This window comes from Acidobacteriota bacterium (assembly GCA_016713675.1).
GTDB lineage: Bacteria > Acidobacteriota > Blastocatellia > Pyrinomonadales > Pyrinomonadaceae > OLB17.
In genome coordinates this window covers 666,646-684,900 of the sequence record JADJOS010000001.1, presented here as the reverse complement: position 1 = coordinate 684,900, position 18,255 = coordinate 666,646, and the positions used below count along the sequence as shown (strand labels likewise).

General features: G+C 51.8%; 18 protein-coding genes. 11 read left to right on the top strand and 7 right to left on the bottom strand.

The features are described 5' to 3' along the window. The first annotated feature begins 5 nt into the window (after nucleotides 1-5). From IPK01_03090 to IPK01_03065, 6 genes are read left to right on the top strand one after another with little or no spacing between them, the layout of a single operon-like run. The gene (locus tag IPK01_03090) at nucleotides 6-1,331 is read left to right on the top strand and encodes a Gfo/Idh/MocA family oxidoreductase (protein MBK7932483.1); all 1,326 of its coding nucleotides are present in this window, start codon (nucleotides 6-8) and stop codon (nucleotides 1,329-1,331) included. Further along, nucleotides 1,328-2,062, top strand: a complete 735-nt coding sequence (locus IPK01_03085) for a rhamnogalacturonan acetylesterase (GenBank protein ID MBK7932482.1) — start codon at nucleotides 1,328-1,330, stop codon at nucleotides 2,060-2,062. The genes IPK01_03090 and IPK01_03085 overlap by 4 nt, the downstream gene beginning before the upstream one ends. Continuing rightward, nucleotides 2,059-3,969, top strand: a complete 1,911-nt coding sequence (locus IPK01_03080) for a glycoside hydrolase family 88 protein (protein ID MBK7932481.1) — start codon at nucleotides 2,059-2,061, stop codon at nucleotides 3,967-3,969. The genes IPK01_03085 and IPK01_03080 overlap by 4 nt, the downstream gene beginning before the upstream one ends. Nucleotides 3,970-3,972: 3 nt before the next feature. Then, entirely contained in the window at nucleotides 3,973-4,476 is a 504-nt protein-coding gene (locus IPK01_03075) for a cupin domain-containing protein (GenBank protein MBK7932480.1), read from the top strand. A 50-nt stretch (nucleotides 4,477-4,526) separates the two neighbouring features. After that, entirely contained in the window at nucleotides 4,527-5,279 is a 753-nt protein-coding gene (locus tag IPK01_03070) for a FadR family transcriptional regulator (protein ID MBK7932479.1), read from the top strand. Between the two features lie 21 nt (nucleotides 5,280-5,300). Continuing rightward, nucleotides 5,301-6,917, top strand: coding sequence for a glycoside hydrolase 43 family protein (locus IPK01_03065; GenBank protein MBK7932478.1), 1,617 nt, complete (start codon nucleotides 5,301-5,303; stop codon nucleotides 6,915-6,917). 78 nt (nucleotides 6,918-6,995) lie between these two features. Here the strand turns inward: IPK01_03065 and IPK01_03060 are convergent, their stop codons facing one another. The 3 genes from IPK01_03060 to IPK01_03050 all read right to left on the bottom strand — a co-directional run bounded on the left by IPK01_03060 (nucleotide 6,996) and on the right by IPK01_03050 (nucleotide 10,340). Continuing rightward, nucleotides 6,996-8,387 (bottom strand): MFS transporter, encoded by a 1,392-nt coding sequence (locus IPK01_03060; protein MBK7932477.1) that lies wholly within the window; start codon nucleotides 8,385-8,387, stop codon nucleotides 6,996-6,998. Between the two features lie 75 nt (nucleotides 8,388-8,462). Then, a complete protein-coding gene (locus IPK01_03055; protein ID MBK7932476.1) occupies nucleotides 8,463-9,554 on the bottom strand; it encodes a M24 family metallopeptidase in 1,092 nt (363 codons plus the stop codon). Nucleotides 9,555-9,563: 9 nt separating this feature from the next. Further along, a complete protein-coding gene (locus tag IPK01_03050) occupies nucleotides 9,564-10,340 on the bottom strand; it encodes a glucose 1-dehydrogenase (GenBank protein MBK7932475.1) in 777 nt (258 codons plus the stop codon). Nucleotides 10,341-10,575: 235 nt separating this feature from the next. On the opposite strand from IPK01_03050, the gene IPK01_03045 reads away from it, so the two are divergent. Genes IPK01_03045 through IPK01_03035 form a run of 3 tightly spaced genes read left to right on the top strand, consistent with a single transcriptional unit; the run spans nucleotide 10,576 to nucleotide 13,942 of the window. Then, nucleotides 10,576-11,502 carry a hypothetical protein gene (locus tag IPK01_03045; GenBank protein MBK7932474.1) on the top strand — a complete coding sequence of 309 codons (927 nt, stop codon included), beginning with the start codon at nucleotides 10,576-10,578 and terminating at the stop codon, nucleotides 11,500-11,502. Between the two features lie 6 nt (nucleotides 11,503-11,508). Beyond that, on the top strand, nucleotides 11,509-13,083 hold the full coding sequence (locus IPK01_03040; protein MBK7932473.1) for an altronate dehydratase: 1,575 nt from the start codon (nucleotides 11,509-11,511) through the stop codon (nucleotides 13,081-13,083). A 25-nt stretch (nucleotides 13,084-13,108) separates the two neighbouring features. Then, nucleotides 13,109-13,942, top strand: coding sequence for a 5-deoxy-glucuronate isomerase (locus IPK01_03035; GenBank protein MBK7932472.1), 834 nt, complete (start codon nucleotides 13,109-13,111; stop codon nucleotides 13,940-13,942). A gap of 78 nt (nucleotides 13,943-14,020) precedes the next feature. On the opposite strand, the gene IPK01_03030 is transcribed toward IPK01_03035, so the two are convergent. From IPK01_03030 to IPK01_03020, 3 genes are all read right to left on the bottom strand, one after another. Further along, nucleotides 14,021-15,373: a DASS family sodium-coupled anion symporter gene (locus IPK01_03030; GenBank protein ID MBK7932471.1), complete on the bottom strand. Its 1,353-nt coding sequence runs from the start codon at nucleotides 15,371-15,373 to the stop codon at nucleotides 14,021-14,023. A gap of 100 nt (nucleotides 15,374-15,473) precedes the next feature. Further along, nucleotides 15,474-16,004, bottom strand: a complete 531-nt coding sequence (locus IPK01_03025; GenBank protein MBK7932470.1) for an Hsp20 family protein — start codon at nucleotides 16,002-16,004, stop codon at nucleotides 15,474-15,476. A 45-nt stretch (nucleotides 16,005-16,049) separates the two neighbouring features. Further along, nucleotides 16,050-16,310, bottom strand: coding sequence for a hypothetical protein (locus IPK01_03020; GenBank protein MBK7932469.1), 261 nt, complete (start codon nucleotides 16,308-16,310; stop codon nucleotides 16,050-16,052). A gap of 300 nt (nucleotides 16,311-16,610) precedes the next feature. On the opposite strand from IPK01_03020, the gene IPK01_03015 reads away from it, so the two are divergent. After that, entirely contained in the window at nucleotides 16,611-16,865 is a 255-nt protein-coding gene (locus IPK01_03015; GenBank protein ID MBK7932468.1) for a DUF5335 family protein, read from the top strand. A 189-nt stretch (nucleotides 16,866-17,054) separates the two neighbouring features. Here the strand turns inward: IPK01_03015 and IPK01_03010 are convergent, their stop codons facing one another. Beyond that, a complete protein-coding gene (locus tag IPK01_03010) occupies nucleotides 17,055-17,546 on the bottom strand; it encodes a pyridoxamine 5'-phosphate oxidase family protein (GenBank protein MBK7932467.1) in 492 nt (163 codons plus the stop codon). A gap of 239 nt (nucleotides 17,547-17,785) precedes the next feature. On the opposite strand from IPK01_03010, the gene IPK01_03005 reads away from it, so the two are divergent. After that, nucleotides 17,786-18,232, top strand: a complete 447-nt coding sequence (locus IPK01_03005) for a universal stress protein (GenBank protein ID MBK7932466.1) — start codon at nucleotides 17,786-17,788, stop codon at nucleotides 18,230-18,232. Nucleotides 18,233-18,255: the final 23 nt, after the last annotated feature.

Genomic DNA, 18,255 nt, shown 5'->3' with positions numbered 1-18,255 from the left:
ACATTATGAAGAAAGACAATATTGACCGACGCGAATTTGTAAAAGGCGGAGCCTCAGTGGTCGCGGGTGCGGTGCTTGCCGGCACGTCGCTCGCCAGAGTTGCGCCGCTCGAACGGCTGCGTTACGCAATCATCGGTACCGGCCACCGTGCGACCGGAATGTGGGGCAAAGACATTGCCGAACGGTACAAAGACGTGGTCGAATTCGTCGGCCTGTGCGACATCAATCCTCTTCGTGTCGAGGCCGGAAAGAAATTGATCGGAGCCGATTGTCCGACGTTCACCGACTTTGACAAGATGATCGAAACGGCAAAACCTTCGACCGTTATGGTCACGACGGTGGACTCTACTCATCACAAATTCATCAAGCGAGCCCTCGAAAAAGGTGTAAACGTGATCACCGAAAAGCCGATGGTGATCGAGGCGAAGGACTGTCAGTCAGTACTCGATGCCGAGAAGAAGCACGGCCGGAATATCATCGTCACCTTTAATTACCGATACGCACCAAAGCACGAGAAGATAAAGCAGATCATTTCGTCAGGCGAGATAGGCAAGGTCATATCGGTCGATTTCAGCTGGTATCTGGACACCCGACACGGTGCTGACTATTTTCGCCGCTGGCATCGGCTCAAGTCAGGCGGCGGCAGTCTTTGGGTACATAAGGCAACACATCATTTCGACCTGATAAATTGGTTTCTCGATGCCGATCCTGTCGAGGTTACGGCATACGGGGCGTTAAACGTCTACGGCAAGAACGGGCCGTTTCGCCACTCGAATTGCCGGCCGTGTCTGCACAAAACAAAATGCCCGTTCTATTGGGATATCACAAAGGAAGCTCGTTTGACCAAATTGTACTCCGAATGCGAAAGTGCCGACGGCTATTATCGAGACGGCTGTGTTTACAGGGATGACGTTGATATTTATGACTCAATGTCGGCGATCGTGCGTTATACGAACGGGGCAAGCCTTGCATATTCGCTGAATGCGGCGATGCCGTTAGAAGGGTATCGGCTAGCGTTCAATGGAACAAAAGGGCGGCTCGAGGTTCGCGATTATGAACGCCAGCCATGGGAAGTCGCGCGCGAATCGACGGCGTTCTTGAGCAAGAACTTTGGAAAACACGAGGAGTTGGATATGCCGCAGATCAAGGGCGGGCATTCAGGCGGTGATGATAGGCTGCGTGATGTGATATTTCGCAACGCATCCGTGCCGGACTATCTGAAATTGCCGAGCGCTCGGGCAGGAGCGATGTCGTGTATGGTCGGCGTTGCCGCACGCACAAGCGTCGAGGAGCAGCGTCCGGTCAAGATCAACGAATTGGTCAAAGTATGAATTATCTGCTTTTCATCTTAATTTTGTCGACGAGCGTTCTCGCTCAGCCGCGGGTGGTCACAGTGTTTCTCGCCGGCGATTCGACGTGTGCGGACAAACTGCCGGAGAAACGTCCTGAAACAGGTTGGGGCGAGATGCTAGGAAAGCATTTTAAGGACGGAAAGGTGCGGGTCGAGAACCGTGCAATGAATGGCCGGAGCACAAAGACGTTCATTTCTGAAGGGCGATGGCAGAAGATCGTAAATGAAGTAAAGAAAGGCGACTCGGTGTTCGTGCAGTTCGGGCACAATGATTCGTCGAAAGACAAAGGCGAGCGTTACACGCCGCCCGACGCATATCGGGCGAATCTGATCAAATTTATTGACGAGGTTCGCTGCAAGGACGGTAACATCGTGCTGATGACGCCGGTGATGCGCCGTAGATTCGACAAAGACGGCAATTTAGTCGATTCGCACGGTGAATATCCAGACATAGTTCGTGCTGTTGCAGAAGAAAAAAAAGTGCCGCTTATCGATATGCATCGTAAGACCGAAGCGCTGATAAAACGCCTCGGCGTCGAGGGTTCAAGGAGTTTATTCCTTCAACTGAAACCTGACGAAAATGCGAATTATCCGAAAGGCATCGAAGATAACACGCATTTCAATCCAAAGGGAGCCGACGAAGTGGCGACTCTTGCGGTCGAGGGAATAAGCGAATCGAAATTGAAATTACGTAAATACCTAAAAAAATGAGACTTATAACTTTGATCGCACTAATTCTGATCGTCGCCGCAACATCTTTTGCTCAAGGCACGCTTGTTTCCGAGCGTCTCGCCGATACGGCGATGAATCGAATTTGGGTCGATAAGCGGAATTCGCCGGGCATTCCGCCAAAGTGGAATTATGAGCAGGGCGTCATCCTTAAAGCTATTGAATCAATGTGGCAGGAGACCGGCGATCCCAAATATTTTCGTCATATTCAAAAAGGAATGGACCATTGGATCGACGAAAACGGCAACCACAAGGATTATCACCTTGAAGAGTACAACATCGACCACGTCACACCTGCGATCGCGATGATGATGATGTATCGGATCACAGGCGACGCGAAGTATCGAAAGATGGTCGACCTGTTTCGCTCGCAGCTCCGAACGCATCCGCGTACTAAAGAAGGCGGATTTTGGCATAAGAAGATATATCCCTATCAGATGTGGCTCGACGGCCTCTACATGGGCCAGCCATTCTATGCGGAATATTCGCAGGTTTTTGGCGAGGACAACTGGAATGACATCGCTAACCAATTCGTTTGGATGGAAAAAAACAGCCGTGATGAGAAAACCGGCTTGCTGATCCATGGCTGGGACGAATCAAAACAGCAAAAATGGGCTGATAAAACGACCGGCAGATCTCCGCATTATTGGGGACGGGCAATGGGTTGGTACGCGATGGGACTCGTCGATACACTCGAATATTTCCCAAAGGACCATCCTCGCCGAGGCGAGTTGATCGCCATTCTGCAACGCGAAGCAGCTGCGATCGAAAAGGTACAGGACAAACGGTCCGGTGTTTGGTATGACATCCTCAATCTCCCTGATCGTAAGCCAAACTATCTCGAGTCGTCAGCGTCCGCAATGTTCGTCTATTCGATCGCTCGCGGCGTTCGCGAGGGGTATCTCGACAAGCGGTTCATGAAGGTCGCATCCCGCGGATGGGAAGGCATACAGAAAGAGTTCATCAAAACGAACGCAGAAGGCAAAACCGATTGGGAAGGCACCGTTTCGGTTTCGGGCCTCGGCGGAAATCCATATCGGGACGGGTCGTTCGATTACTACATGAGCGAAAAGCTGCGGACAAATGATGCGAAAGGCCTCGGGCCTGCGATCCGTGCGGCACTCGAAATGGAGTCATATCAACGCGGCTGGATCGGCTCAGGCAAGACAGTGATGCTCGATGACTATTTCAATCACGAGGTCCGTAAGAGCAAAAATCTGCCGGAAGATGAGGTGTGGCACTACAAATGGAACGAAAAACCGGACGCCGGATTTCACTTTTGGGGGCAAGCATTTCGCTCGATGGGTGCTAATGTCGCACAGCTATCCGGTGAACCGACCGCTGCCGAGCTCAGCCGTGCGAGCGTTTACATCATCGTCGATCCTGACACAGCAAAAGAAACACCGAGCCCAAAGTTTGTCGAACCCAAGCATGTCAAAGCGATCAGCGACTGGGTAACACGCGGCGGCGTTCTGGTGCTGATGGGCAACGACGCACAGAACGCAGAGCTTGATAGATTCAACACGCTCGCGGCGGCGTTCGGCATTCAGTTCAACAAAGACCGCAAATTCGAGGTCACAAATAACGATTATAAAATGGGCGGCATCGATATCGCACCGGGAGATCCGGTCTTCAGGACTGCCAAGAAGGTATTCGTAAAAGAAGTTTCGACACTCGCCTTGAGCGGCAAGGCCAAGGCCGTCGTGAGCGCAAATGGCGATACGATCATGGCCGCCGCGAAACACGGAAAGGGAACTGTATTTGTCATCGGTGATCCGTGGCTTTATAACGAATATGTCGACGGCCGCCGCTTGCCGGCGGAATTTCAAAATTTTGCGGCATCACGTGATCTGGCAAAATGGCTGCTTGCCGCAGCCAGGGGAAAATAGAAAATGCGAGTAGTATTAACAACATTTTTGATAATGATGGGCTCTGTCGCAGCCTTTTCACAGGTTCGTCAGCCTTCGACCGCCTCTGGTCCGTACGTAGTCAAATCGAAACAGCAAGTTGCCGAGATCGAGAAGATGCTCGCTGCCAAGCCCGGAAATACTAACGAAGATGTCGTGGCTGCCGCCGGGGAGCAAACTCGAGTGGCGATCTTTCACGATTCGAAACGTGAGAACGACCTGAACGAAGTACACGACGGTTCGGATGATATTTACTATGTGCTGAAAGGCAACGCGACGTTGGTATTAGGTGGATCGCTGTTACAACCGAATGAGATCTCGCCGGGCGAATGGCGTGCAAAATCTGCGGTTGGCGGAAACAGCGTGACGATCAAGAAGGGCGATCTTATCTTCGTTCCGCGAGGCACAAGGCATCAGCGGACCGTTACCGGTAAAGGGTTTTCAATGATACTTATCAAGATATTCGCCTCGAAACAGCCGGCAAAATGATAATTTCGACAAAAATTGTTGAGTTGCGATAAAATAAGGTGGACAAAAAAATGCCGCGAAAAGTACCAGCAGTTTTCAAAAATCTAAATTCGGAAAAGAACGGTACTACTGCCGAAGAAGTGGTTGAGCGCCTGCGCAATATGATCCACAACGGCGAATTGTCGTCAGGTGACCGGTTGCCGCCGGAACGAGATCTGGCAAAACTTCTCGGTGTGAGCCGTCCGACACTAAGGGCCGGGATCCGTTCACTCTCAACGATCGGCATTTTGCAGTCGAAACAAGGTGCAGGTACATTTGTCGCTCCTGCCGACGAATCGCCGACTCTCGACAGCAGTGCTTTGAGGATGCTGTCGGCCTTGCACGGATTCACATCCGACGAAATGTTCGAAGCCCGACTTGCTCTCGAGATGAGCATTGCCGGCCTCGCGGCGGAACGTGCTACGAGCGAACAAATGACGCTCATGGCCGAAGAGATCACCGGGATGTATGCTTCGCTCAGCAACCCGGAGCAGTATTTGGTCCACGACATGCGGTTTCACCAGACGATCGCCGCGGCGTCGAACAACCGTATTCTTACTTCGCTGATGAACATGGTCGCTACGATCCTATTCGACAGCCGCAGCAAGACTGTAAAACGTGCGACCGATCTCAAACAGAGTGCCGAACAACATCACGAGATCTATCGGGCAATGCGCGAACATGACGCCGAAGGTGCTCGGATGGCGATGCATGACCATCTAGTCGAGACTCAGAAAGCACAGCGACTCGAAGAAATGGAAAACGCAGCCCGAAACGGCAAATAACAAAATACAGGATCGACCGATATGATATTAGTTTCGAGATCAGCCTTGATCCTCGTTCTCCTTTTTGCTGCCATCGGCGCAAGATCGCAGATATCAAAGGTCTGGGTTGCTGATAACGGTGACGGCTCATACAAGAATCCGATATTAAATGCCGATTATTCCGATCCGGACGCGATACGCGTCGGAGACGATTTCTATATGACGGCGTCGAGCTTTAACGCAGTACCCGGATTGCCGATCCTTCATTCCAAGGACCTTGTGAACTGGCGGTTGATCAATCACGCTTTTCGCGAACAGGAACCTAGGGACGTATTCGCGAAACCCCAGCACGGCGGCGGCGTTTGGGCTCCGTCGATACGCTTCCATGCCGGTGAATTCTATATTTACTACGGTGACCCGGACTTTGGTATTTATATGACGAAGGCGGCGGATCCTGCCAGCGAATGGACCAAGCCGTTGCTGATCAAGGAAGCAAAGGGCTGGATCGACCCGTGTCCGCTTTGGGATGACGACGGAAATGCTTATCTCGTCCACGCATTCGCCGGAAGCCGTTCGGGGATCAAGAGCATTTTGGTCGTCAATAAGATGAACCGCGAGGGCACGCGTATCTTGGACGACGGCGTTCTGGTTTTCGACGGGCATGCGGCGGACGCGACGGTCGAGGGCCCCAAGTTCCTTAAGAAGGATGGTTACTATTACATCTTTGCTCCGGCCGGCGGTGTTGCAACAGGCTGGCAGCTTGCTCTGCGTTCAAAGAACATTTACGGGCCGTATGAAAAAAAAGTGGTACTCGCTCAGGGCAATACGGCGATAAACGGGCCGCATCAAGGGGCTCTGGTTGATACACAGAACGGTGAATGGTGGTTTGTGCACTTTCAGGATAGAGGGCCGTACGGTCGCGTCGTTCATTTGCAGCCGACTGTCTGGAAGAGCGGTTTTCCTGTGATGGGGGCCGATCCGGACGGAGACGGTAACGGCGAACCGGTAATGACATTCAAAAAGCCGAATGTCAGCAAGACATATCCGATCGCAACTCCGCCGGATTCGGACGAATTTAGCGGGAATGAGATCGGCCGCCAATGGCAATGGCACGGCAATTCAGAGGCTCGATGGGCGTTTCCTTTTCCAGAGAAAAGCGTGCTTAGAATGAACTCGGTCCAATTGCCCGAAGGTTATAAGAATCTATGGGATCTCCCAAATCTACTTCTGCAAAAATTCCCGGCCGATGAATTCACGGCGACCGCAAAAGTCCGGCTGGAGCCTCGATTTGAAGGGGAACGATTCGGACTGGTCATAATGGGAATAGACTATTCCCTCATCGCCGTGACGAACCGCGGCGGCAAATCGTACATTTCACAACCGATCGCAAGCGACGCGGACAAAGGCACGCCGGAAACGGAGATCTCGCCGAAATTGCTCACCTCAAACGATTTCTATCTTCGGGCGAGTGTAAAAACCGGAGCTGTCTGTAATTTCAGTTATAGTATCGACGGCAAGAGTTTTACGGCTATTGGCCAACCTTTCAAGGCACGCGAGGGCCGTTGGATCGGTGCGAAGGTTGGCTTTTTCTACACGCGTCCGGGTAAATTTAATGATGCCGGTTCGGCGGATATTGACTGGTTTCGGTTTGAGAAATAAATATCGCTGCAAAATAGACAAATGGCACGAATTCATCCGATCTGAATTCGTGCCATTTTTGTTATTCGGGGCTAGTTATTAATCATACTTGATATTCGCCGGTTCGAGTTTCGGTGCCAGCAGGTGAATTATCAGCAAAGCCACGAGATAGGCCGATGCCGCGATGATGAAAATGGGAACGTAGCTCCCGGTCGTCTGCAGGATGTAGCCGACCAGCGGCGAGATCACCATGCCGCCGATCGCACCAAACATACCGCCTATTCCGACGACCGAACCGACCGCTTGTTTCGGGAACATATCAGAAGCGATCGTGAAGATATTCGCCGACCAGCCTTGGTGGGCAGCTGCCGCAATGCCGATCAAGATCACAGCCAGCCAAAGGCTGGTTGTAGTTGAGGCGATAACTATCGGGACGACCGAAAGTGCACAGATAAGCATTGCGGTCTTTCTCGAACGATTGATGGTCCAGCCCATTTTGATCATCTTCGAAGATAGCCATCCGCCACCTATGCTTCCCACGTCAGCTATAATGTAGATCACGGCGATCGGCAGTCCGAACGTTTTCAGATCAAGCCCGTGCTTATCGTGAAGGAAACTCGGCAGCCAGAATAGATAGACCCACCAGATCGGGTCGGTCATAAATTTGCCAATGGCAAAGGCCCAGGTTTGTCGATGAGGGAAAAGGCGTTTCCAGGGAATTCGGACCGCCGGTTCGACCGGATCGCTTTGAATGTAGGCAAGCTCAGCGGATGATAGTCGATGATGTTCTTCCGGTCGTTTATAGATCACCAGCCAAAACAAAAGCCATAGGAAGCCGATCGCACCGGTTATGATAAAGGCTTCCCACCATCCCCAATAAAGGACGATCAGAGGCACGAGGAGAGGCGTTGCAAGTGCTCCGACGTTCGTTCCGGAATTAAAAATGCCGGTCGCGAGAGCTCGTTCCTTTTTCGGGAACCATTCCGCCACAGTTTTGATCGAGGCGGGAAAGTTGCCGGCTTCGCCGAGACCCAATATGAATCGCACGACCATAAATCCGACGACCGACGCAAATGCTGTCGTAGTCGATACGTATCCCAAATAGTTGAGCAATGCTGCTGCTGCGACACCGATCGGCACAGCCCATGCATGGGCGATCGCGGCGAGGCTCCAAACAGTGATCGATAGTGCAAAGCCTTTTTTCGTCCCAAACCGGTCCATCAAACGGCCCACAAAAAGTAAACCGATCGCATAAGCAGTTTGGAACGAGAACACTATCCAGCCATAATCGATCTCCGACCACCCGAATTCTGCGGTCAATGTCGGCTTTAAGATCCCCAAAACCTGACGGTCGATATAGTTGACCGTCGCGGCAAAAAACAGCAGCGTACAGATCATCCAGCGATAATGCCCAACGCGTACGGTCGGGTCGCCGACGCCAGCTATAACGGCTCCGGTCGCAGAACCGCCCGACTCTTCGGGTGCCGACATAAATTCTCCGTCGTCCTGCGTTTTTTGGCTTTCGATGATCTCGGATTGATCGTTCATTAGGAATGCTCCTTCTATTTAAATCGATAAAATGCCGGGAGAAAAATATTCGCGTTCTGCGACAGTTACGGCGATCTGCGGAAACTCGGGTGAGGCCGTTATGGTCTCGACGCCGTTTTGGGTAACCAGACATGTGTCTTCGACCTTGGTGCCGGTGATCGACGGATTCCAGGCAAATGCCTGATCCGGCTGCACTATTTCGCCGCATTGCGGATGAGCGACCCATTCGCGCGTTCTGTATCCAGCGGCACCGCCTTGATGATGCCGGCCGATCTCGCCCGCGAATCCTTGCGCAGCATATGCGGTTGCGGCCGTTTGATATAATTCGGCACCCTTCACACCCGGACGTGTGGCATCAAGCAAACACGCATTGACATAGGCGGCCGATTCGGTCTTTCGTTTTAACTCGTGCGGCACTTCGCCGACACACACCATGCGGCTGAGACTGACGATCAATCCGCCGCGTTTGGCACACATGACCAGCAAAAGCGTTTTGTTCCAACGGTTCACTGTAGGAATAGGATGGCGATACTTCGAGATCCGATCGTCGGCGGCTACCAGAGTAACGACCGATGCCATTTTGCCGAGAGCGAGTTCGTGCCGCAATTTCTCCGCAATTTCCAGCTCGCTTTCACCGATGGAGAGTTCGCTGATCACTTGCCCGAGAGCTGATGATGCATCGCCAGCCAACGATCGAAGCCGATCTGTCTCTTCGTCAGTGAGTGAATAACGACACCGGGCGATCTTGCCTTCGATAGCGTAGTCCGTAGTTGCTATACCGCCGCACACCGACTTTGCCTTTTCAAATACAAGATCCGCGTTCGCCTTTTCATCCTGCCAGCCATATTCCAACGGCTCGAACTCATCACTCGAGATCTCCTCGGCAAGCATTCGCGGCATTTCAATGTTGTTTGCCAGCAGATATCGTTGGCCCTCGACCGTCACTAGGATCGAAGCGGCTCCATTTTCGCGGCTGAGATCGATGCCGTTATTCCGGCCGCCGGTGATCCAAGCAAAATTGTGCTGAGCGTTGATCAGAACCCCGCCGAGCGAATTTTCGCGGAGCAAATTGATGAGCCGTTCTGTTTTGATCTCGATCTCGTTGGACATTCTATTCGATCACTGATTAACGCCGCTCGCCAGGAATCCTCCGTCAACGACAAGCACCTCGCCCGTGACAAAACTCGCGGCTTCGGACGAGAGGAAAACCGCGGCACCGGCGAGTTCCTCGACCTTGCCGAATCGGCCCATCGGCGTTCGCGTGAGAAATTCGCGTCCGCGTTCACTTTCGTCGAGCAGTTTTTCGTTCAATGCGGTTCTAAAAACACCGGGTGCGATGGCGTTGACGTTGACGCCGTTCTTTGCCCATTCGATCGCAAGAGATTTGGTCAATGATGCGACGGCGGCTTTGCTTGCTGCGTAAGCGGCGACCTCGAAAAGGGAAACGAAAGTCGAAAGCGATGCGATATTAACTATTCGCCCATAGCCGTTTTCGATCATGTGGCGGCCGAACACCTGGCACGAGCGAAGTGTGCCGGTCAGGTTCGTTTCCATGATGCCGTTCCATGTCTCTTCATCGACGTCGAGGGTAGGCTCACGTTTTGTTCGCCCGGCCGAATTGACGAGGATATCGACCTTGCCGAACGCCGCGACACATTCGGCGAGAAGGTGCTCAAGGGAAGCTTTGCTAGATACGTCAGAAGGAACGCGGATCGTGGGCCGCCCGATCGATTCGATCTCAGCCGCGGCGGCCGCAACTTGTTCGGTGCGGCGCGATGTGCAGACAACATCAGCTCCGGCATGTGCGAGTCCGTGTGCGATCGCCCGGCCGATGCCTGAAGTGCCTCCAATAACTACGGCAACCCTGTTATTCAGTTCTAATTGTGAAAAGCTCATAATGTGATGATCCTCATATTGGTCAGCGAGGGTTTTGCACAAAGGTATTACCATTTATGCTTTAGAGTCGGAAACTGCTTTGGCATCGTTTCAGTAACGGTTTCCAGCAAATACTCGTATTTCCCCAAAATTGTTAGCAAAAGTATCTCCGATCTTTCGAGTTTCAATATTTCGGAAAATTATACTTGATTTTAATTGGTTTAACCAATTAAGATATTACGATAAAGAGTCACAAATGCAAACATCCTCTAAAAAGACATTTGGCCGCCGAGTTGCCGGAGACAATATTTGGCTTGGCCTGAGAGAAAACGAGCAAGAGTTCGGTTCGTTCAAAGGAGCTTTCAAATATAACGTGCTCGAATCTGAGACCACCGTTGGTCAGGCAATGTACGACGAACTCGTCGCTTATGCCACCGAAAATCGCGGTGACATCACTATTATCCTGCTTGGAGGAAGAGGCGCCCAGGCGATGTATCGTTTGATCGCCGGACTTGCCCAAACCGATGAGATCGACGAATTGCTCGGCCGGCTGCATGTTTTCACACAGGACGCGTTGGCCCCGATGCGAATGAACAACGGACTTAGCTTTGTCCGCGATTTTGAAAGGCTGCTCGGACCCGCTTTCTTTTCGAAGATCAAGAGCTTTACGCCGATGATAACCGAGACCGATGATATCGAGGGTGACCTGGTCAGTTACGTCGAAAAGCTGGAGAGCCTAGGCGGCATTGACCTGTTCTTTCTCGGGCTTGGCCCGGAAGCTGAAGCAGCATCGCACCTTTGCTATATCAAACCGGGCTGCGGGGCGACATTTGATGATTTTGCCGGAATTATCCCCATTAGTTCGAGCATTCTGGAACATCATATTTCGAAATTCAAGGTCGGCGGCAGTGAAGTTTCAGAGGAAGATGAGACAGAGTGCCGCAACGCTGCGTATATATTGACGCTCGGGCCGGCGGCGATCCTCGGAGCAAAGAGAATCGTTCAGGCGATCGTCGATGCCTCGACTGCCCCGGCCAAGAGGGCCAGTTTCAAGCGAATGATCGAAACGGAATTATCTGGGAATCGAACTGAATTACAACGTCAGGTTGACGTTAATCCGGGACTTTTGGTGCGGCTGCATAACGATGTTCGCAGCTTTGTGTTGCCTGATCTATTCGAATAAGCAAATATGTTGGACACCTACGCTGAAAAAGCGGTTGCGATCAGCGATTACGCGATCATTGTAAACCCGGAAGACAATGTTGCCGTGGTCAAAAATGAAACTGTGCCCGGAATGGAATTGTCGATGCCAAATGGCGGCGATGTCACCGTTGCGGCGGCCGTTCCGCCGGGGCACCGCTTTGCGACTTCAGCGATCCCGGCTGGAGAATTTGTCCGGCAATACGGCCAGCCGATCGGGACCTCGCTGGGAATTGAAAAAGGGGAATGGGTCACTCACGAAAATATGTCGGATGATGTGCCGGTTGTGCGAAATCTGCCGGACGATCTGCACACCGCAGCACCTGAGTATTTTGACGCGAGCGAGATCGGAACGTTTATGGGATTTCGCCGGGCGGACGGCCGCGTTGGCACGCGTAATTTTGTTTTGATAGTGCCGACGTCGATGTGTGCGAGCCACGAGGCGACCCAGATCTCGATGATGGCCGAGTTCATGCACTACGATCGCGAGAAATTCCCTAATGTCGATGGAGTGGTAGCGATTCCGCACAACAAGGGTTGCGGTTGTCAGGACGGTTCGACTCTCGACGTGATGATGCGAACACTCGCGAATTATGCCGATCATCCTAACGTCGGCGGTGTCATACTGATCGACCTTGGCTGCGAAAAGACGAACCTTTCGTTCGTCGAAAAATACTTGACCAAACGCGAGAATCCGATCATGAAACCGGTCTATAAGATCGGCATTCAAGAAGTCGGCGGAACTCAGGCGGCGATCGAACTCGGTCTGCAGTATGTCAAAGATCTTTTACCCGAAGTCGATAAATGCGTACGCGAGGAATTTCCGGTAAGCGAACTCGTACTCGGTGTGAAATGCGGAAGTTCTGACGGATTTTCGGGTATTTCAGCAAATCCGTCGCTAGGGTATTGCTCAGATCTGCTTGTGAAAAGCGGCGGGACGGTACTATTGACGGAGGTGCCGGAGTTTTGCGGTGCCGAACATATTCTTGCAAATCGTGCCAAGGATTCGGTGACGGGCCGTAAGATATACGCACTTGTTGATTGGTACAAAGAATACGCATCCAAGTTTGGAGGCGTTCTGGGGCAGAACCCAAGCACAGGAAACAAAGCCGGCGGGCTATTGAATATTACGATCAAATCGCTCGGAGCGATCGTCAAGGCGGGAACAACACGGATCGAGGACTGCGTCGAGTACGCTGAGACACCAAAGTCTCGCGGCATCAATCTTATGCAGGGCCCTGGTTATGATCAGGAATCAACGCCCGGACTTGTGGCGGCAGGGGCGACGGTCGTTGTGTTCACGACCGGAAACGGTACAACTATCGGGAATGCGATCGCTCCGGTCATTAAGCTTGCGTCGAACAACCGCGTTTTTGAGAAAATGGCCCAGGATATTGATATTTCGGCGGGCAATGTGATCACCGGGACTGAGAGTATTGTCGAGGTTGGTACGCGGCTTTTTGAGCATGTGCGTAAGACCGCAAGCGGCGAGATACAGGCGAAAGCCGAGATCTTGAAGCATAGAGAATTTCAATTTTGGGCTGAACAGACCGTTTCACTTTGATATTCAGACTTGTAGGATCAATCGTATGCAAACACAGATCAAATTGGAGAACATCGATCCGGCAACATGTATCGTCAAGGCGACGCACATGCATAAGGGGCGAACTCGCTCTGTCGAACCCGGAACAACCGCATCGCGCAACCTATTCTATGGACGCATCCGGTTAGAAGCGGGTGATGCGCCGATCGCGTTTGAAAATGCGACGCACGAGACCGGTCTCATATGCCTTAATGGCTCGGGCCATGTGACGACTGGCGGCCAGACGTTCGCAATGAGCCGATACGACGCACTCTACATACCGCGTGATTCGAAGATCATTGCCGCCAGCGACGGCGATTTTGATCTGGCTGAACTTTCTTCGCCGGTAGAGAATCAATATCCACTGCAGTTTGTCGCGTTCAACGATATTCGCCGGGATCCGGCACTTCATTTTGTCGCCGGCAAACCGCCGACCGAACGCGACCTCAATGTCCTTATCGGCAAAAACGTCGACGCCGGCCGCATCATGGCAGGCGTGACTTTTTCGTCGGACGGAAATTGGACATCCTTCCCGCCGCACGAGCATCAGAATATGCTCGAAGAAGCCTACCTTTACATCGACATGCCCGCTCCGCAGTGGGGCATTCAGATGGTCTATACTACGCTCCAGGAACCAGAGATAGTTCAGGTCGTCCACGAGGGCGATGTTGTAATTATGCCGCAGGGCTATCATCCTAACGTTGCCGCTCCGGGCGGGTCGATAAACTTTTTATGGATGATGGCTGCCAACCGTGAAGGTGACGATCGTCAGTTCGGCGTCGTAAACGTACAGCCGGAATATGCCTCGGGCGGATCCGGTCTTGAAGCTTCGCAAAAATAAGTTCGCATTCTTATCATTCAATATCAGCCGCTCTCCGATCGGGTGTCTAGGCGCCGATCGTGTATCGGCGCGCCCGAATTACGGAATGCCGGCAAAATTCAACACCGCTCGGCCTGTGAGGCTGACCACCAAACAGCCGACTATCATTAGCACTATTCCCGGCCAAAACATATCGCCAAATCTGACGCCGCCTTCGCCGAACGCCATTGCATTTTGAGGCGTCGAAATAACGAACGGAATACCGAACGACGCGGAAACCGCGATCAGTATTGCCGTCGAAGGATACGGGATCAGCGCTGATGCAAGCGGGATCAGCAGAACGGCGGTCGCGGTGTTGCTCATCAATGAAGCCAGCAATGCACTAACGAGACAAAGGACAAACAGGCTGATCCTCGGGTCCAACTCGCCGAACGGGACATTTGCGGCAATAGCTTTGATAAGGCCTGATTGCTCGAACAGTCTCCCTAGAGTAATGCCGCCGGCGATAAGGATAAGTGTTGACCAATCAAGCTTCGTCAGATCCTTTTTGCTTAACATTCCGGTTAGGAAGATAAACGCTGCCGAACCTATCGCAACGACCGACGAAGGTATGCCATGCAGCGGCTCAGTAAGCCAGAGCAAAGCTGTGATCACCAACACACCAAGGAACACAGCCTGTCCCGCCGGATCTTTTCCTTCGCCAGCTTCGGAAAGAGCTTTTTTAAGATTGTCGTCTCGTTTTGTCCAGGACGCCGAGATCGACCTTGTCCGCCAACACAACATTCCGAATCCAAGAAACAGCATTCCGACCGTAAGCGGAAGGGCAAACGCCATCCAGTTGATAAAAGAAACATGGCTGACCGGAGCCAAAAAGGCTATCGCGATAGCGTTGGGGCCAGTCCCGATCGGAGTTGCGATCCCGCCAAGATCCGCCCCAAGGGCAACGCCGATCAGCAGAGTCCGCCGCATAAGGTGGTCATCCCCAAACTCTTTCAATACCGGTCTCAGGCACGCCAATATCAAGGCGGCTGCTCCAATATTTGAGAGCCACATCGATAGAAACGCCGTAAAAACAATGATCAGCAAAAGGAACAAGGGGAACGAACGTCCGGCACGACGAAAAGCGAAACGAGCCATTCGCTTGTCTAGGCCAAATGCCTGGGTCGCGATTCCCAACGTAAATCCGCCAAAGAACAGAGCCATCACAGGGTCGACCGCCCACGAAAGTACATGTGCTAACGAATATTTGGGATCGAAATGGCCCAGAACCAATGGGATAAGTGCCCAAAGGACCAGGGTCGGGACGAAAGGTGGTGTTGTCTCGGAGATCCAAAGATATAGGCAGACTGCTGCGACCGCCGTGACGCGGGCAAAGACCGGAGATTCGATAAACAGCAGTGGAAACGCGGACAACAAAAAAACCGCAATGATGGTTACAGCCCAACGTTTCATATCAGGGATGTTCGGCCAGAATTGTCAAAAAGTAAAGACAAAATGGGCAGCAGGTGCCGGCACGGCGCGTCCGGTGAACCTGCTGCCCTTCAAACGGCAATTACGCCGCCTGAACTTTTACCTTTGCAACCTCGGTTTCGGCCCGCTTCTTGAGAGCTAATGTAAGCACGCCGTCTTTTAGTTTCGCGTCAATGTCCGCCGTTTCTACCTCGCTCGGCAATGCCAGCTTTCGGAAGAAGCGATCGCTTCTCCATTCGCTGTAGAACGTGTCCTCGTCTTCGTTCTTCATCTCTTCGGACGTTTGGCCGGTGACAATCAGCATCTTGTCCTTTATGCTGACCTCGATCTCGTTGGCCTTAAATCCCGGGACCGCGATCGCCACGTTGACCAGATCCTTGTTTTCCGTGATCTTAGCCGGAGCCGCCCTGAGCATTTCCGATTCGGCACGCAGCCAGTCTTCCAAGTGCGTGCCCAACTGAGCTCCTCTTTCTATAAAGAACTCATAGGCCTTGGCCGCAGTTTCCTTTGTGATCTCGGCGAACCTCTCGAACATCTTTTCCGCATCAACGATCACCGGTGCAGGGGCGTTTTGCGGTTCAGCTTTTGTTAATTGTGTTTCTTCATTACTCATATACTTACTCCTGAGTTTCGAAAACCAAAATTCCGCTCTTCCTGACTATGCTGATCTATACGAAGTAACAGCAGAAGATGCTTTCGCCGACACTTCCGCCAATGGTTTGGCTGAAGATCGCTGCTTGACGTCATGCGGATGTGAAACGGCTCCGGGGAGCACACACATCATTCCCATAAACACAAAACCAAAAGCGACAAAGCCGAATACGACGGTCGTGAACATCGTCATTAGACCTGCCAGCAAAACAACCGCTGCCGCCAAAAAATAGGTCGCCCACAAGAAGCCGTAGAATTTAGGTGACATATAAAAACCTCGCAGATTTGATTTGATATTTGAACGTTTCAAGATCGCTCGCATTAAATGTCGCAATTCGCGTTCCATTCGGAATGTCGGTATTTATTGGTGTTGACGAAATTGCTGGCCGTGAAAAATTTCACGTAGTCCAAAATTTGCGTGAGTTTTTTCACATTAGAGACGGGCAGAACTCTGGACGGAAACATTGTTCGTAGCCGTTTAGCCGAGCTGGCGGTTTGGTACGAATTTTGCGCACTTTCAGTGTGACAGTTGATGTCAGAAATTGATCGGATATTTCGGGAGGCAGTTATGACAAGCGAAATACAGAAATTTGAGTGGAAGGCATTTTTAGACAAGTTGAGTCGCGATGCAGCTGACTGGGAATCAAGAGTTCTGGTTATGAATGACCGCGAGGGCGTCCAGATCTTGTCCGAGGGATTGCCGTTCAACGGCGTGACTTTGGATGAGAAAGGCGGGAAGACAGTAGTCGAGTTACTCATCGGGAGCGGAACTGAAAACCATCAGACGCACAACATAAAAGAACCCGTCAAAGTTGCATTTTAGCCGGTGGCAAAAGGCCCGGCGGGAACGCTCGATATCGAAGACGTTTCAGGCACTAAGACCCTGATAACCCTTATCGGGCCGATGCCCGTTTTGGCAGTGTACACACGTACCGAAATGGTAGCGGTACTATGATCCAAACAGCTCGAGCCGGTGCATTGCTGCTCGGGTCAACATACGCGTGATATTTTGTCAGATAACGTCTAATTGTTCTCCGCTTTGCGGTACGAAAGGTGTATCGCCGGTTCGATCCAACGCCCTCCTGCCACTGGTTGCGGTCTGCACTATTTGATAGATCACCTCGATGTTTTCTCGGACCCAATCGTCCATCCATCTGATGCTGACGGCAGGCGTCAGAGTCGGATTGATCTTCGAGATCAGATCAAGAGCAAGATCGCGTTCCGGCCCGGCGTCAAGTTCTTCTGCTACTCCATCGACGATAACACTTTTCCAATTGCGATTTGATTCGACTTCTTCTGCCTGTAAACAAACATTCGGATTCTTTGCTATGAAATCAACCTTTTTACCCTCTGTCGTGTATAGATAGATGCGGCCATTAAGATAAGCAAAGTTAACCGGGACGACATATGGGATCAAGTCGCGGCAACATGCCAAATGACCGTAGTTTAACCGGCCTAGTAATTCCAAGATCTGTTTTTCAGATAAATCAACGACTTCGATCATATTCCCGTACTCCTTTTGATATTACTCACGACCATTATACGCGATGCGTGTACCTGTGAGAATTTATTCGGCATGATGCGGAGAAATCCACGTCATCTGAGCGGCGGAGTTGTATTTTCGATAAAAGGAAGCAATAAAACCCGACGTTTTTCACTCGAAGAGTCCGTTAACGTTGATGGTACGAAGATTGCGCTAAATAAGTGTAGTTAAGGGGCTAGGACCCAAAGGAGGAGACTGAAATGAGAATACTTATTGCAACCGACGGTTCGGATTACAGCAAAGCTGCGGTTGAGCAAGCCTGCCGTTTGGTGATAAATCCGTTGAATGCTGAGATCTTGATCGTTTCGGCTTATGAGGACACTTATCCGATCACTGCCGAGCCATTCGCGGTGTCGGCCGAATATTACCAGCAAGTGGAAGCCGCCGTCCGCGATCAGGCCGGCGTATTCGTCGAAGACGCAAAAAAGGCGATTCAAGACAAGTTTCAAGGCTCTGGTCTAGTGATATCGACAGAGGTGTTAAGAGGATCGCCTGACCAGGAAATACTCAATAAAGCTAAAGAGTGGAACGCCGATCTGATCGTCGTCGGTTCGCACGGACGCGGTTTTTGGGGTCGTCTCTTGGGTTCGGTCTCGAACGGCGTCGTTCATCATGCACCATGCTCCGTTCTTGTTGTACGACAATAGAGATCGGGTCACTTTTTCGGCAA